The sequence below is a fragment of the Methanobrevibacter gottschalkii DSM 11977 genome, assembly GCF_003814835.1.
Classification (GTDB): domain Archaea; phylum Methanobacteriota; class Methanobacteria; order Methanobacteriales; family Methanobacteriaceae; genus Methanocatella; species Methanocatella gottschalkii.
This window is the reverse complement of the sequence record NZ_RKRG01000001.1, coordinates 243,257-260,538: the sequence shown is the minus strand read 5'-3', so window position 1 is coordinate 260,538 and position 17,282 is coordinate 243,257. Positions and strand designations below refer to the sequence as shown.

Here is a 17,282-nt window from a genome sequence, read left to right as displayed (position 1 = left end):
TTTTTTTCTTTTTTTTAATGGAAATCATTTATAATAAAAAATAAGTTGAAGAAATAAATTTCTTCTATATAGTTGTAACAGTACAACCTTCTTTTTCAATAATTACTGTATGCTCTTTTTGACTTACAAAACAATTCTCTTTTTCACGAAGAGGGGCATATGGATAAATTGCCATGGATTCTGATAGTTGCTTTAAAGCGATTGATCCTTTTCTTTCTCCAAATTCATTGGTTATCCATCTTCCAGAAAATGGAACATCTCTGTGGTTGTGTTGAATATATTTTAAAACTTTTTGAGTGCTTTTCATTCTGAATGGTTTATTTGCCATGTATGAAAATATATAATGCCCTGGCGCATCATTTACAATACCTTCTCCATTGGTTGCAAAAGGTTCAATTGCAATGGCTTGACCTTCCTCTAAAATATAATTGTCGTGGTTGTCATAATTTGGAATGGAAATGCCTGCATGTAAATTGTACTGTTCTAAGCTATGTCCAGTTAAATTGAATATCGGATTTAAATGGTATTCCGCAATTGCTTCATGGACTGCAGCACCTATTTTCGAAACTTCAATTCCTGCTCTTGCTGTAGCGATTGCAGCTTCAAGACCTGCTGCAGATGCTTCTTGGATTTCCTCATGTAGATTAATTTCATCTTGACTGTAATTTTCATCAATATTCCCATTAGCTATGATTGTAACTGCTGAATCTGCAATACATCCATCTACCATTGCACCTAAATCTAATTTCACCATGTCACCTGCTTTAAATGCAGTTTCATCTCTAATAGGGGAAGTATAATGAGCTGCAATTTCATTTATTGATACATTACATGGGAATGCAATTTCAGCACCAGTTTTTAATATTTCACTTTCCACGTAGTTTACAAGGTCTATAACTAATGCTCCATCTACAATCATTTTTGAAGCTTCACTACGTATTTTTGAAACAATTTTTCCAGCTTTTATATAAGATTCCATCATATATTATTACCTTCTTTAATATAATAATTAATTATTTAATAAATAAATTTTATATTTATATTTATATTAGTTTACTCTATAAATATAACTGGAGGTTAAAAAATGGAAGCTATTCCTACAATACCTGATCAAATTTTTTATTTGATAATTCTGGTAATTGTTGCTATTGTATTGATAGTTATTGTTTTTCAATGGAAAAAAGTTGCACAATCAAAAAATTCAATTTTAATTCTTGAAAAAGAAATTGAACTTAAAAAAATGTCTATGGTGGAAAAAGACATTGAATCTAAAAGGTTAATGGACAATCCAATTCCATTACCTCAAGAGCAACAGGACAGTCTTTCAGCTATTAGGCAATCTACAACTGAAGTGAGAAGTAATGTTGGTTATCTTCACTCTGAGATTAATGAAAGATTAGCCAGACTCGAAGCTGAAACCGAACAAAGAAAGTTAGAAAAAATGCTTAAAGAAATTGAAGCAAAAGAGAAAAAACTTAGTAAAATGAATAAATAGGTGTTAATATGGATGCTATTGAAGCAGTTGCAATCTTAATTTTAGTTGTTGCTATTTTTATTTTAGTTTATTATTATTTGCTAAATAGTCCATCTTCTATGGATAAATTAAAAAACATTGTACCTGAAAGTGCAGATGCGCACATGGACGAAGTTTTAGGTAAAAATAATGTTGATTCAAGTTATGATTTATCTAAAGAAGATGTTTTAGGTGATAAAGAGGAATCTGAATCAATGGGTAAAAGAATAAAAGTTAAATTAAGTGATATTGATGGTTCTACTATTAACACTAGCGCATTTTCCCATAAACTTGATGCATTTTTAGATCAAAAAAGTGATCAATTAATTAAAGACTGGTCTTTAGCCACTACAAACGATTTGGATAATCTTCAAGCTAAATTTGATGAAACTACTAATAATGTAGATACTTTAGAAAAAAATTTCAATGAGTTTAAACAATCATCTGAAGAATTCCAAAAAATCACTGGGGAAAGATTGGATGATTTGGATAAAAGAATAGAATCTTTAGAAAATAAATAATTTATTTTTTTAAAATATTTTATTTTCTTCGATTTTTATCTATTTTTACGAAAGATTTATATAGTATGTTTGCTATATGATATAGTATAAACATATACTGTTTTTATTCATATAGCAGGGTGGGGTAGTCTGGTGATCCCGCGGGGCTCATAACCCCGAGATCCCTAGTTCAAATCTAGGCCCTGCTACTATTATTATAATTGATTATTTTTTCATGGCAAGTTAAAGACAGCTGCTGGTTTTTATTAACTAAGGAAACTCCGCCCATCATACAAGACTATGGCGTTGAAAAACGTATGCTGAGAAGCATGACACTGGAGCAGAAACGATACGTCTTTTAATGGTGGACTATGATATTTAATTGAGGACATTAAAAGAACAGGTGAAACGGCCATTCCATAGGATGCAAGAGCAAAGTTGCCGATAATCTCTTGAGTAGGCAAGGTAGCACGCTAAGATGAATGCTGTAAAACAGAAGGTGGGTTACTCTTAACAGGCCATGATTAATTAATTATAATATTATATTGCTATTTTTCAAAATATTTAATAATTTATTTATACTTATATGCTGATATTGAATATAAGGTGATTGTGATGGAACATATTACGTATGATGATGTTGTTGAGTATAATCATTTATTTACTCTAGTGCCTTCTTTTGTATTGGAAAAAATGGCCAAAAAGAATTCCAATTTAGTTGATAAGTTTGAATCAGCAATTCAGTCCCATATAAATGATTTAACTGTTGAACAAAGAATCAAATTAAATATTATCCTTGATAGTGATGTTTCAGAATTGCAAGATTTAATGTATAATGCATATATGAGGACAAATAAAAAACAATATCAGATATTGGCTAATCCTAAGTATAAACAGTTCATTGAGTTAAATTTAGGGGAATTGCGGAAAATAATATAATGTTGTATTGTGCAACATTGGTATAGGTTTGGTAATATACTTTTTAATTGTGATTATTATGAAAAATATTTTTTGAAAGAGAATTGGCTGGTGAATTAATTTCAACTGATGATCCTGAATATGATGATATTTTATCAATTATTAAAGAAACAATGAATCTTTGTCGGGAATTAAATTCAGGTGTATACACCGAGGAAGAAAACTTAGAATATTTAAGTAAAATAATTGGAAAGGATGTTGATGGATCAGTATTTTCCATGCCTCCGTTTATGTGGATTATGGGAAAAATATTACTATTGGTTTATTAAAAAAATTGATGAATGATTTATCAATTTATTATTATTTTTTAAAAAGTAAATTGGACTATTAGTTGAATAGCCCGTCTAAAAATCCAGTATTTGATGTATCGGTAGTATTTAGCACATCATTTACTTCTGTCTGGTAACTGTTAATATCTCCCTGAACATTTTGTATTTGTTCAATACTTTCAGCAAGGTTTTCAATATCATTGTATGTTAAATTGATATTGTAATTAATGGTAGTGTTATTGATTATATTTACTATTGTCTGGTAATCTGTAATGTTTTCTTCTTTAACGGTTTCTTTTACATCATCAACCAAGTTTGATAAGTCATCGGCACTAACATTTGACTCTTTTACAATTTCCGCTTGTGTATAAATCTCTTTGTTTGCAGCTTCTTTAACCGGTGCGGGAATTTCAACATCAGTAGCTACTTCATATGAATTCATAATTCCCGCTAAAGCAGATTCACCAGTCGCAGTAACGGGACTTGTTATATATACATGGCCATTTGTAATTCCTGCTGATTTTAATGCGGAGAGATACATATCTCCAGTTATTGTGGTAATTTTTGATTTGTCTACGCTAACTTTAAGGTTATCATTATCTCCTAAATCAACTAGTGCTGATGAGAAAATCTGATTTGAATTATAACTTTTTCCAGTTATTGTACTTGAAATTTTATTCACTTCATTGGCAGTGATTATTTTGGAATTTACTCCTTTTAAATCCATATGTGCTTGATTTTCAAAGAATGAATCAACAGTGTTCTTATATTCAGCATTGTTTTTTGTAGTTTCACCGTATGTTATAACAATTTGGTAATCATTTGCTGAAAAACCCGCTGGAATAAGCATTCCTATAATTGTTATTGATAAAATAATTATGATGATGCTATTTTTATGCATTAATGTCACCTCTTTTATATTAGTACATTTAATTAGTTGGATTATATTATTTAAATGTATCTTATTTGTGTTAATATGTATATGAAAAATTGTAAGATTCTTTTAATTTTAATAAAATTTATATATTTTCAAATTAAATTTAATTTCATAGTTGATTATTTTATATTGCTATGTATATTGATGTAAAGGGGGTGAAAATAACGAAAAGATTAGATAATAAGTTGTTATTTACATTATTTGCAGTTATGTTTATATTGTTTTCATTAAACTGCGTTTTTGCACAGAATAACACTACAGTAACTGATGTTTTATCCACTGTTGAAGATGATGTTGGTATTCAACAAATACAGAGTTTTCAAGTAGATGAACCTCTATTGGCTGCGACTAATAATAATATTCAGATTAATGTTAAACATCATTATAATGAAACGGCTAATACATGGGATGAGGATGGTTATAATTTAGCTAATGCAACAGTTAAATTATATGGTGCTAATGATAAATTAATTTCAACACATAAGACAGATTCAAAAGGTTCAGTTTTAATTAAAAATTTAAAATCAACCAAATATTATGTTGAAGTTAGTTATGCAGATTATGAACCAAAAAAATCTAAAGTATTGGATTTTACTAAAAAATCCGGAACTTTAAAAGGATCATTTGACTTTATTCCTGATATTCTATTATTTGTAGATTATAAATCCCATAATGAAAAGTTAAATGTTTTAATGAATATGTCTAAGAGAGTGGCTTTCATTAGCACTGGGCAAGATTATGATGTGTCTCGTGAATGGTTAGTTGGGTATGCACGTTTCATTCATATTGATATGTTTTCCGAAGGAGCATATGCCATATTCACTGCTGAAAAATTAAAAAAATTGCTTGCTATCTCTCCAGCTAATGCAAATTATAATGTTGCATATACATTCGGTGTTTATAGTAATTCAATTTTAAACGCTACTGGTTTACACATTGTTGGTGCAAACTCGAAGAATAATACTTTCAATACTATTGAAAACACTTATATTGGTTCTTATTTCCAAGCCAAAGACATTAACTTATCAGATGTTTTGTATCATAATATGGAAAACTATTTGAAATATGTGTATTATTTAATTAATCCGTCAAAATATGAAAATCCCACACTTAATGATTCTAATGCTCCTCAAATGGGTCCAGAATGTGGATTTTATCATCCAGATTTAGGTATTTTCACCATATATCCTGAAGGTAGTTTAATAAATAATTGGATTAAAACTAATCCTGGATATGGTGTTGATGGAATTGGTAGTTTAAATTGGATGATACAGGATTATCCAAAGTGGTTTGTAGATCTATTGGATCCTACTACTTTATTTGAACAGTTTGAAAATCAATTTATTGATAGATTTAATCCTAATAAGAAATTCATAGCTATTGTTTCTTACTATTGTGGTGGGGAAGTTGTTGATTCTTTAATTAGAGGTTATGAAGAAATTGGAAGGCCTGCATTCAATGTTTTTAAATTTTCTACAGATCCTTCAATGTCTTCAATATTAAATAAAATTAATAATGTCTCAAAAATAGGAATTTCTTCTATTACTTCATTATATAGTTGGTCTTTAAGTTATGCTAATGGTTCTGCTGAAAAAGATTTATCTGATATTGATGTTGAAATCCTTAAAGGTGTAAATGAAATTTCAAAATACAGTTATGAAAGTGAACTTGGACCTCAAGTTGAGTGGACTTACTCTGTGACTTATCCGAGTTTTGAAGGGGTGTTTAGTCCTGTTATTTTATCGTATCTAGATGAGGATAAGGTTCATGTAATTCAATCAGGTGTTGATAAGATGGTTCAGCTCAGTAGTAGGTGGGCTGATTTGAAAGATTTAAATAACTCTGAAAAAACAATAGCTATTGTTCTTTATAATTATCCTCCTGGTAAAGCCGAAATTGGCGCATCTTATTTGGATGTAATGCAAAGTACTTATGATTTACTTATTAAATTGTATGAAAATGGTTATGCTATTGGGGATATTAGGAAAATGATGAATATTACAGAATTCACTAATTTATTAATTGATAGTGGTAACAAAGGATCCTGGGCTGGGGGTTTGTTAAAAAAATATGTTGAAAAGAATTGGGATGAATTAGTTAAACATAACCAATTAATCTCAATGGATGAGTTCATTGATTTAACTTCAGATCTTCCAGATGAGTTATATGAGGAAATGGTTACTCAATGGGGTGCTGGTTTAGGTAAATCAATGGTTTATACAGCTAGTGATGGTAAACAGTATTTGGTTATTCCTGGTGTTTGGTTTGGCAATATTTTTATTACTTATCAACCAAGCAGAGGTTGGGAAGAAGCAGATATTGGTGAAGTTATTCAAAATTACCATGATTTGAAATTACCTCCTCATCAGCAATATGTTGCATTTTATGAGTGGATGGATAAAGTAACAAAGGCTAATGCAATTGTTAGTATGGGAACACACGGAACATTAGAATGGTTACCTGGTAAAAATATCGGTGTTGGTTCTGGAGATTGGTCCTATGAATTAACAAGAATTCCAACAATATATCCATATATTGTATCTAATCCTGGTGAAGCTATGGTTGCAAGGGATAGAGGTTTAGCAATGCTTATTACTCACATGACTCCTGCTATAGTATCATCTGAGTTATATGGTAATTATTCGATTTTAAATAATTATATTAATAGTTATAATAATCAGATTAAACTCAATGTTACTTCTAATGCTAATATATATAAAGAAAAAATTCTTAAATTAGCTCCTAATTTAGGTTTCAGAAAGATGTCTAAAGGTGAGTCTTTTAATCACTGGCTTGAGGAATTGCACCTTTATCTTGAAAGTATGGGTGATGACCTAATGACTTATGGATTACATAATTTGGGTAAAGTTTTAACAGGTAATGAACTATCTGAAGAAGTTGTTACAATCGTAACTTCTCAAACTAAGATTTATAATCAAATAATGGAATTTTTATATCCTAATTTAAAAGGCAAAGATTTTTATAAAGATATTCAAGGAGATGTAAAATACCTTAATGAACGTCATACTATTCAGGCATTCTTAAGAAACTATGTTGATGGCTTAGTTAACGGATCTTCTGTTTTGGATTTGGTTAATAAGTTAGGTGTAAATAAAGATAGTTCATTATTCTCATCAATGAAATATGCTCAAGATGTAATTATAAATATCCAAAATAACAATGAATGGAATGCAATTCTCACTGCATTATCTGGTGGATATGTTAAAGCAGGTTTATTTGCGGATCCTGCATATGGTGATTCAATTCCAACAGGATATGATGGATATGCATCCGATCCTACTAGAATGCCATCTGAAGCAGCATATGAATCTGCAGTCAATATAGTGAATTTATTGCTTGCGGATTATTATGAAAAACATGGTAAATGGCCTGAAATGACTGCATTAATCTTATGGGGTACAGAAATATCAAGAACTGAAGGAATTGGTGTTGCAGAATTTTTATACTTCTTAGGATGTAAACCGAAATGGGCAGAAAATGGTAAAGTAATTGGCGTTGAACTACTTCCTTTAAAGGACTTAAAAGTTAAATTACACAATGGTTCTGTTGTTAACAGACCTAGGATTGATGTATATGCAAGTTTAGTTACAAGTAATAAAGATTGGATTACTTGGATGGTAACTGCCACTAGGTTAGCGGCAAATGCTGGTGAAAGTGAAAATGATAATTATGTTATAAAACATTATAATGAATATCCTACTCTTGATAGATTATTTGGTCTTCCGGGCAATATTCTTGAGGGTACTGGTATGAGTACTCTTATTCCAAATACTGCTAATTGGAATATTTCCACAGTTAATGTGGAAGGTATGAATGTTTATTTGGATACTGTTTCATTTTCATGGACTATTGATGAGAAGGGTAATATCAATATCACTAAACAAAAAGATACTTACAAATATCTCCTTACAAAAACAGAGTTAATAACACAAAACCTAGATAGTACTTGGAGAATTTTAGATTCTGATGATTACTATGATTGGTTTGGGGGATTATATAATGCTGCTTCAATTTTAAGGCAAAAAGCAGGTTTAAGCAGACCTGATACTTCATTTGTTGATATCCGTGATAAGAATAAATATGTTACTAGAACTTATGAGGAAGAGATGGAGTTTGAAATCAGAACCACTCTTTTGAATCCAAAATATCTTAAACCTCTTAAAGGAACTGCTGCAGGTATGAACTGGATTGCTTCAAGAATGCAGAATACATTCGGTATTTTGACTATTAGTGGTAATAAGTTGAATAAGGAATTAGGTAATCAAATGTCCAATACCCTTTTAGACTTAGCTAGTGGTGTTAGAGATGCAAGTACTTCTTACGGTATTCAATCTGCTATTGCGCACATGATTTACTTAGCAACTCAAGGTACTTGGGATGCAGATAGTGAAACCCTTCAGAAACTCGCTGATGAATATATGAGACAAGTTTTAAAATATGGTGTTGCATGTTGTCACCACACTTGTAAAAACTTGGATTTTAATAACAAGGTCATTCAAGTAAGTTCATTAACTCCTGCTCAAAAAGCAGAATTTGCAAAAATATTGGCACAAGCTACTAATACTGATCCTTTGTATGAGGTGGAAAAAGATTCCGCTAATAATGATAATAATGCACAAGGAATTGTTAATGGAACTACTAAAGATAAACAATCAGATTCAGAATCTGGGGATAAAACATCTTTTGGAGGAGATTCCTCTCAAGCAGGTGATGCAAAATCTGCTTCACAATCTCAAGATTCTAGTGATTCATCAGGTGATTCAGGTGCTGATGCATATGAGTTGTCCCAACAATCCGCTTCTAAATCTACTAGTGGCGCTGAATCTAGCATGCCAATATTTGTTATAATTGCTATTATTATTTTAATTGTAATTTTCTTAGTTGGATATGTTAGAAATCAAAAAGATGAAGATTTCGATGATTATTAATTTAATCATCAACTTTTTTTATTTTTAGAAATTTTTAAATATACTTTAATTATAAATAGAGTAATATATTAGATTATTTTTAAAGTTTAATTTAATTTTACTTTAAAATATAGTTGAATTTATATTAGTGAGGTGTATTATGGTTAAAAAATTTAATATTTCATTATTATTATTCCTCATTTTTATATCAATGGCTACTGTTTGTGCTAGTGATAATATGGAGGATACTTTAAATAATAATGGTTCTATTCTGAGTAATCCATCGGATGAAAGTATTTTGCTTTCTAATGATGATGTTCTAGCTGAATTTACAACACATGAAATAAATGTAGAAAAGTATTCTATTTATTTTAATAATAATGGTGATCTAATTTCTTCTAAGGTTAAATCTGGGGACACACTTAATTTTACTGGAGATTGGAATGAAGTTAGTTCTAAAACTTTTAATTTTAATAAAACTTTAAATATTGTTTATTCTGGATCAAAACCAATGAAAAACGGTGTTTTCACATTTTATAATGGTGCAACAGGAAGTTCCATTATTGGCTTGAATATTGCTAATACTGAGGATTATAATTATGGAATTTTCTTAAATGGTGCAAGTAACTGCATTGTAAAAGATTGTTTTATTAACAATACAGGAATGTCCTCTTATGCAATTTGCATAGCCAATAATGCAAATTACAATAATGTATCAAATAATTTTTTCTGTGATTATGGTATGAATTATGGGGGTCAAGGAACTAGATCAACACCACCTGTACTTCTTTCTGGTGCTCATCATAACTATATTGCAAACAATCATATTGAATGTGATGATGCAAACGGGATATATTTGTCTTACTATGATGGGGGTCCTTTGCATGGTGGTGTTTCTAATTATAATTTAATTTACAACAACACTGTAAAATATAATGTTTTGCCAACTTCATGGGGTTATGGTATTCAGATAATGGGTGGATACAATAAAATTTATTCCAATAGGATAATTGGTGCATTCAGAGGCATTTCAACTTCAAATGGTGCATTTAATGAGATATTTAATAATAGGATTATTAATATTACTGGTGCGGATTTTAATCATCCTGTTGTTGAAGTTGGAGGGGAGTATGGAATTGTTGGTTCAGCAAATGCGATAATAATAAACAATTCTATTGAAAATGCAAGAATACTTCCAGGTTCTGGTGCGATTTATGCTATTGATAATGCAATTATTGAAAATAATACTATTGATGTTGTGTCATCAGGATATGGTATTCAGGCAAGTGGAAGTAATATTTCTATCAAAAACAATAGTATAATTACTGAATCTGGTGCTGGTGTCTTTTGGAAAGGCGAATATTTTGATTTGGTTGTAGTTGGTAATAATATTACAAGTGGAAATGGTGTTGGTGTTTTAGTTAAAAAAGAAAGTGTTAAAAAAATGCCAGGGAATATAACTATTGTTGATAACTATATTTCTACTGGAAATAAGTATGCAATTGATGCAATTGAGGTTAATGCAGATACTAGTTATGTTATTGAAAATAATACTATTCCTAAGGGTAAAGGTATTGTTGCAACTCCTGAAGGGTCATATGATCCATCAAAACCACGTTATATCTTTAAGGGAACAACTTATAGTATTACTCCTGAAAATTATGATGATTATTTTGATGTGGGAGGTACTTTAAATTCAGTTGTTAAAAATGGAGATATTTTATATTTCGATGGTAATTTTGAGAATAAGGGTGTAATATATATTAATTCTGCAGTCAAAATTACTGGTAAAAATCCGAATTTTTATAATGCTACTTTTAGGATATCTGAAGGTGTCTGGATTGAAAATTTAACAATTAAAAATAAAGATTCTGAAAGAATAAATGCATGGGGAATCCTTGTATATAATACTGGTGGAGCGATAATTTCTAATTGCAATATTGAAGTAACAGATCCAAACGCAGCATATGCAATTTATGTTGTAGAATCAAGCGATATTGATGTTTTGAATAATAACCTTACATCTAATGGTAATTATTTAACTTATACATTACTTGCTATAAGTGTCTATGATTGTAATTTTATCAATAATAGTATTCATACCATTGGAACTGGTATTGAGCATGTATTTGAAAATAGTCATTGTGTTGATGGCAATTCTAATTGTATAGATGGTTCTACTTGTGTTGGTGGAGATACTGTTTGTACAAGTGGGAATACTATAACTGGAAATCATGTTTTAAATGAGGTTTATAGGACTTATGGTATTTTGATGGCTTATTCTTCTGGTTGCAATATTTCTGGAAATAAAGTAAATGCAACTTCTAAGCTTAATAAAACATCTAATACATTTAATTCAAGTTGGGGAAATAATTATCATAATAATATATCTACAAATTCTATTGTTGGTATAGATTTATATTTTAATAGTCATAATAATACCTTTTCAAATAATAATATTTATGTAAAGTCTAATGATAATTATATTTATGGTATGGGTGTATTAGGTTCTAATACTGGGCATGATGCTCCTGAAGGAAAAGATGCATCTAATAATCAATTTATTAACAATAATATTGTTTTGGAAGGAGATTATTTTGTTCAAGGTTTAGTTATTGGCCATGAATCAAAAAACACAACTCTCATTTCAAATACTGTTAATGCTAAATCTAATAATTTTTCATATGGTATTAATTTAGAAGGGTCTCAAAAATCAATTATTAAAGATAATAATCTAAAATTAACTTCAGATATTGTTTATGGACTTGAAGTTTTTAGGTCGAATGGTAATTTTATTAAAGGGAATAATCTTGATATAAAAGCTAAGCAGGCATATGCTATTGCACTTTCAAATGCTGAGAATAATATTATCCTTAATAATATTGTAATGAATAATGTTACTGGTGAGGAAATAACTTATAATGTGTGTGATTCATTAGGTGTTGGGGTTGCTGGAATCTGTCTTAAATTTAATTCTTCTAGTAATAATATATCTGGCAATAATATAACTTCTAAAAAAGGTTATGCAATTGTTATTGATAAATTAGCAATTAAAAATAATTTATTTTACAATTATTTAAATTCTGAAATGGGTATTGGTGATAAAGCTATTAATAACACAAATAATAATTTTGTTAAAGGTAATTACATCTATATTTTAAATGGATTAATTCCGGAAGTAACGATTAATTATTTGGGTACTGCAGATATTGTTTTGAATGTTGGTGTTGATGGGGTATTGGTTAAATTTTATATTTGTGGGGAAGAAATTGGTAATGCAACTTCTTCAAATGGTGTAGCAAAATTAAGATATAAATTTGATGATAGTTATACTCCTGCGGGTTATTCGATTAAAGCTATTGCATCTAAAAAGGATTACTTAACTAAAGAGTTCATTTCTTATTTAACTATTGAAAAAGGTCTTCTTAATATTAATTATAATGATGTAACTGCAATTCCAACATCTAAGGGAAAATTTGTAGTTGTTGTAGAAGATATTTTTGGAAATTCTGTATCTGGAATTACTGTTAAATTTTATAGACTTCAAGGAAGGGATGTTTTCATAGGTAAAGTAAAAACTGATAAAAATGGTGTAGCTACTCTTGTTGCTGAAGTACCTTCACTTGGTAATTATAAATTACGTGCAGATGTTGTTGAAAATGACAATTTTAAGTCAAACAGTGGTAAAGCTAATTTGATTGTGGCTTATAAACCTTCAATTTATCAATATAAAACTAAAGCTGTTTATTATGGTAATACTATAAAATATACGGTTCGTGTTAAGGGTATTGATGGTAAATATGTTGCTGGGGGTAAAATTGTAACTATTAAAGTTAACGGAAAAACCTACAGGGTTAAAACTGATAAATATGGTAAGGCATATAAATCCATTAAATTAAAAGCAGGTTCTTATAAAGTAACTGCTCAATATGGGGTTACTAAAGTTTCAAGTAAAATTAAATTTAAGCCAATTTTAATAGCTAAAAACATTGTTAAAAAGAAATCTAAAAAAATTAAGTTCTCGGTTAAGTTAGTTAATAAGCATGGTAAAATATTAAAATACAAAAAAATTATTTTTAAGATTAAAAATAAAAAATATAGTGCAAAAACAAACAGTCATGGTGTTGCTATATTATCTATTAAAAACTTAAAAATAGGTAAAAATACTATTACATCATTTTATGGTGGTTGCACAATATCAAATACAATAACTATTAGGAGATAATTGCATTCTTCTTTTTTTCTTTTTTTTCAATTTTAATTTAACAAATTTTAAATATTATTTATTAAATAATCATTATTATAGTCAATAAATTAAAATTTTTATCAAATAATTTAGACTATTTTTTAATTTAATAATTAGTAAATGAGGTGGAATTATTAAAAGAAAGAGTTTAATTATCTCATTAATTTTACTTTCAGTGGTTTTATTATCTACTGGTGTTGCTTTTGCTATTTCTGAAAATGATGTTGCTGTAAGTAATGATGTGGGTATTGTTAATGAGACTGTTCTAGAAGTAAGTTCTGATGATTCGGATTTATCAGAAGCTGATGTTTTAGAAACACAAACTAATGTTGTAACTAAAGATACTTTCCATAATTATTTTGGAAATGATGGTACATTATTAGATAATGTTTCTAGTGATGAGTTAATATTTAAAGGAGATTTTACTGGAATCGATGTCAGTTATATGACAATTGGTAAATCTGTTAAGTTATCTGGTGGTAATACTACTCTTAATAATGTTACTTTCATTATTGGTGCAGATAATGTGGTGATTGATGGGTTTGTTCTTGATCATTCTGATGTTTATTTATTTGATATAGAAAATGTAAATGGTGTAACTTTATCTAATAATATAATTAATTTCAAAACACTTGAAGGGACAGAGGGTTATGCTATTTTTGCCAATACTGTAAATGATTTTAAAATTATCAATAATACTATAAATTATGTTGGTAATACTAAAGGTACGATGGTTAATAATGCTATTCGTGTAACTGGTGATGAAGATTCTGCAATTGCTTCAAAAAAGATTATTGTTGAAGGTAATGTAATTAATATAAAAATCCCTTCTGTGGATGTGGGTTATGATCCTGTTACTTGGGAATCAAAAGTTTTTTCTGAAGGTATTGTTTTCTATTATTGTGAGGATGTAAAATTTATAGATAATCGTGTTGATTTAAAATATAATAATTTTAGTGGTGGTTTCGATACTATTTATGCATTAAGTGTAAGAGGAAATCCTTATAACTTTGAGAATACAATTGTTTCTTCTGACATTGAAATTATTAATAATACAATAAATGCTAATGGACATAATTATATTTACACTATTTTCCTGTCTGCTAATGATTTTAAACTTTTTAATAATGTAATTAATTCAACAGCTGATTTTTATTATGCTAATGGTATTAATATTGATGGTCCTGCATCTGAAGGTATTGTAAGTAATAATTTGATAAGTGTTGAATCACCATATGATGTTTATGGTATTTATTCTTACCAAATGAATGGTCCCATTGAATATATTTCATATGTAAATAATACAATTATAGGTAAATCTTATGTTGGTTGCGGTATGGAAATTGTTGAATGCAATCCATACATTGCAGATAACCTCATAATCATGAATGGTAATTATACTTTTGGTGTTGTTGCAAGTATTAGGGATAATGGTACTATTTCTAATAATTCAATATCTTCTTTAGGAAATAATAATGGTACTGATGGTACTGGTGATCCTTTATTGCCTTTAAATTCATTAGGTATTAGTGTAAAGGGTAGTGTATTAATTGAAAAAAATAAAATTAACTCTGGGGGTATTGGTTTAAACCTTGTCGAAAAAGGCAATATTACTATTAATGATAATAATATTAATGTTAATACGACTGGTGGTGTTGAAAGTTATGCAATTTACTCTGATAAATTAAGTAACTTAGTTATTTCTAATAATAATATCTTATTTACTGGAAATACCAATGGAACTATGGTTAATAATGCTATTCGTGTAAATGGTGATGAAAATAAAAAAATAATTGCTAAAAACATTATTGTTGACAATAATAATATCAATATTAATATTCCTTCTATTGATGTGAGTTATAATCCTGTAACTTATGAGGCAACTGTTTATTCTGAAGGTATTGTTTTCTATTATTGTGAGGATGTAAAATTTATAGATAATCGTGTTGATTTAAAATATAATAATTTTAGTGGCAGTTTCGATACTATTTATGTTGTTAGTGTAAGAAGTAATCCTTATAATTATGTTTTTGATGAAGAAGACAATATAATTTATTCAATTGTCAGTTCTGATATTTTAATTTCTAATAACACGGTCAATGCTCTGGGTAATAATTATACTTATGGTATTTATATTTCTGCGGAGAATTTTACTGTTGGTGATAATTTTGTAAATATTTCTTCTGATGGTAAATATGCTAATGGTGTTAATGTTGATGCATTGTCAAGTAATGGTGTTATAAAAAATAATAATGTTATTGTGAATGCTGATATTATTGTTTATGGTGTTTATTCTGCAAATTTTATGGGTCCTATTGAAAATATTACTTATGATAATAATACAATTAGAGTAAATGCTTATGCTGCTTGTGCTATGGAATTAATGGAGCCAAATCCTTATGTTTTTGATAACACAATAATTGCTGCTGGTAATTATACTTTTGGTGTTGTTGCAAGTATTAGGGATAATGGTACTATTTCTAATAATTCAATATCTTCTTTAGGAAATAATAATGGTACTAATGGTACTGGAGATTCAATTTTACCTTTAAATTCTTTAGCTATCAGCACTAAAGGTGATGTGATAATTAAAGATAATGAGATTGTTACATCAGGGATTGGTGTTAAAACATTAAAAGGAAATGTTGATATTCTAGGTAATGACATTAGAACTACTGGTAATCACACTATTGAGGCTATAAATTCTAATTTAACTGTAAAAAATAATTATTTGGTATCTAAAAAAGCCGTAGGTACTGATTCCATTGTTTCAGATAAGGAAGTTATATCTGCTAATAATACTCCTGCATTAAAAACTATTATATCTGCACCAAATATATTTACTGAATATATTAAAGGTGCTGTATTCCCAGTTGCTGCATTAGATGAAAATGGAGATCCAATTTCAGATATTGTTCTCTTTTTAACAATGGACGGTATTGTTTATAATGTAACTACTGATGCAAACGGCTATGCAGCATTTTTACTTAATCCTGATTCAGGTATTCATAATGTTGTGGTCTCATTTAATGGTAATGAGGTATATGGTCCTAAATCAGTAAATAGTATTATTTCTGTTGATGCATCTGCAAGTAAAATCGTTGCAAAAACATCTACAACTGTTTATTTAACTTCAGTTAAATCTGGTTCATACTTTAATATAGCTGTAAAGGATGTGAACGGTAAAGGTTTAGCAAATAAAAAAGTTTCTATTTACTTCAATGGTAAGACTAAGAGTTACACAACAAATTCATTAGGAGTAATCAAATTCAAACTTTCTGCTAATAAAATAGGTAATTACCAATTAAAAATGAAATTTGCTGGGGATAAGAACTATACTGCATCTACTGCAATTGCAAAAATCAAAGTCATTAAACAAGCAACTAAATTAACTGTTGCTAAAAAGACTTTTAAAGCTAAAACTAAAGTTAAAAAGTACACTATTACTTTAAAAGACAATAAAGGTAAGGCAATTAAAAAAGCCAAAGTTACTATTAAAGTTAAAGGTAAAGTATACAAAGCAGTTACCAATTCTAAAGGTAAAGCTACTTTTAAAATTACCAAATTAGCTAAAAAAGGTACTTATAAAGCTTATGTTAAATTTGCAGGTAATAAATATTATAAAGTATCTTCAAAATCTGTTAAAATTTCAGTTAAACGATAGAAATTTTCAATTTCTATCCTATTTTTATTTTTTCATGTAGATTACTTAATTCATTTTTATCATTTTTAAGATATGAATTAATTATATTGCATCATTGTTATTTTAATATTTGAGTATATTTCATAATTATTCATTTAATTTTAGCTATTTCTGATTATTCGGTAGTTAAAATTGATATTAATTTCTGCTATTTTTTGAAATTACTGGTCAGATAAAATGTTAGTTTATTATCTAGTTTTGCTATTAT

The 17,282-nt window shown here is 28.7% G+C and carries 9 protein-coding genes, 1 tRNA gene and 1 other RNA gene; 9 read left to right on the top strand and 2 right to left on the bottom strand.

What is annotated here, in order from left to right; genetic code table 11:
• Positions 1-64: 64 nt before the first annotated feature.
• On the bottom strand, positions 65-982 hold the full coding sequence (map, locus tag EDC42_RS01325) for a type II methionyl aminopeptidase (protein WP_069575606.1): 918 nt from the start codon (positions 980-982) through the stop codon (positions 65-67).
• A 102-nt stretch (positions 983-1,084) separates the two neighbouring features.
• Here map and EDC42_RS01320 point away from each other — a divergent pair, with 102 nt between their 5' ends.
• The 6 genes from EDC42_RS01320 (at position 1,085) to EDC42_RS01295 (ending at position 3,260) form a co-directional block, all read left to right on the top strand.
• Positions 1,085-1,495: a hypothetical protein gene (locus EDC42_RS01320; protein ID WP_069575607.1), complete on the top strand. Its 411-nt coding sequence runs from the start codon at positions 1,085-1,087 to the stop codon at positions 1,493-1,495.
• Positions 1,496-1,503: 8 nt separating this feature from the next.
• The gene (locus EDC42_RS01315) at positions 1,504-2,034 is read left to right on the top strand and encodes a hypothetical protein (protein WP_069575608.1); all 531 of its coding nucleotides are present in this window, start codon (positions 1,504-1,506) and stop codon (positions 2,032-2,034) included.
• A 113-nt stretch (positions 2,035-2,147) separates the two neighbouring features.
• Positions 2,148-2,222: transfer RNA gene (locus tag EDC42_RS01310), tRNA-Met, on the top strand.
• Between the two features lie 29 nt (positions 2,223-2,251).
• Positions 2,252-2,532, top strand: an RNA gene (rnpB, locus tag EDC42_RS01305) — RNase P RNA component.
• A gap of 96 nt (positions 2,533-2,628) precedes the next feature.
• Positions 2,629-2,952: a hypothetical protein gene (locus EDC42_RS01300; protein ID WP_069575609.1), complete on the top strand. Its 324-nt coding sequence runs from the start codon at positions 2,629-2,631 to the stop codon at positions 2,950-2,952.
• Positions 2,953-3,035: 83 nt separating this feature from the next.
• Positions 3,036-3,260, top strand: coding sequence for a hypothetical protein (locus EDC42_RS01295; RefSeq protein WP_069575610.1), 225 nt, complete (start codon positions 3,036-3,038; stop codon positions 3,258-3,260).
• 58 nt (positions 3,261-3,318) lie between these two features.
• Here EDC42_RS01295 and EDC42_RS01290 read toward each other — a convergent pair whose 3' ends face one another.
• A complete protein-coding gene (locus tag EDC42_RS01290; protein ID WP_069575611.1) occupies positions 3,319-4,161 on the bottom strand; it encodes a DUF1002 domain-containing protein in 843 nt (280 codons plus the stop codon).
• Positions 4,162-4,352: 191 nt separating this feature from the next.
• On the opposite strand from EDC42_RS01290, the gene EDC42_RS01285 reads away from it, so the two are divergent.
• The 3 genes from EDC42_RS01285 (at position 4,353) to EDC42_RS01275 (ending at position 17,035) form a co-directional block, all read left to right on the top strand.
• Positions 4,353-9,146: a cobaltochelatase subunit CobN gene (locus EDC42_RS01285; protein ID WP_233144915.1), complete on the top strand. Its 4,794-nt coding sequence runs from the start codon at positions 4,353-4,355 to the stop codon at positions 9,144-9,146.
• A gap of 139 nt (positions 9,147-9,285) precedes the next feature.
• Entirely contained in the window at positions 9,286-13,350 is a 4,065-nt protein-coding gene (locus tag EDC42_RS01280; protein ID WP_069575612.1) for a right-handed parallel beta-helix repeat-containing protein, read from the top strand.
• Positions 13,351-13,546: 196 nt separating this feature from the next.
• Positions 13,547-17,035: a hypothetical protein gene (locus tag EDC42_RS01275; protein ID WP_069575613.1), complete on the top strand. Its 3,489-nt coding sequence runs from the start codon at positions 13,547-13,549 to the stop codon at positions 17,033-17,035.
• The last annotated feature ends 247 nt before the right edge of the window (positions 17,036-17,282 follow it).

Bases quoted from the DNA above. Each gene is read 5' to 3' on its own strand.
- map (WP_069575606.1), bottom strand. From the start codon at position 982: ATGATGGAATCTTATATAAAAGCTGGAAAAATTGTTTCAAAAATACGT.
- EDC42_RS01320 (WP_069575607.1), top strand. From the start codon at position 1,085: ATGGAAGCTATTCCTACAATACCTGATCAAATTTTTTATTTGATAATT.
- EDC42_RS01315 (WP_069575608.1), top strand. From the start codon at position 1,504: ATGGATGCTATTGAAGCAGTTGCAATCTTAATTTTAGTTGTTGCTATT.
- EDC42_RS01300 (WP_069575609.1), top strand. From the start codon at position 2,629: ATGGAACATATTACGTATGATGATGTTGTTGAGTATAATCATTTATTT.
- EDC42_RS01290 (WP_069575611.1), bottom strand. From the start codon at position 4,161: ATGCATAAAAATAGCATCATCATAATTATTTTATCAATAACAATTATA.
- EDC42_RS01280 (WP_069575612.1), top strand. From the start codon at position 9,286: ATGGTTAAAAAATTTAATATTTCATTATTATTATTCCTCATTTTTATA.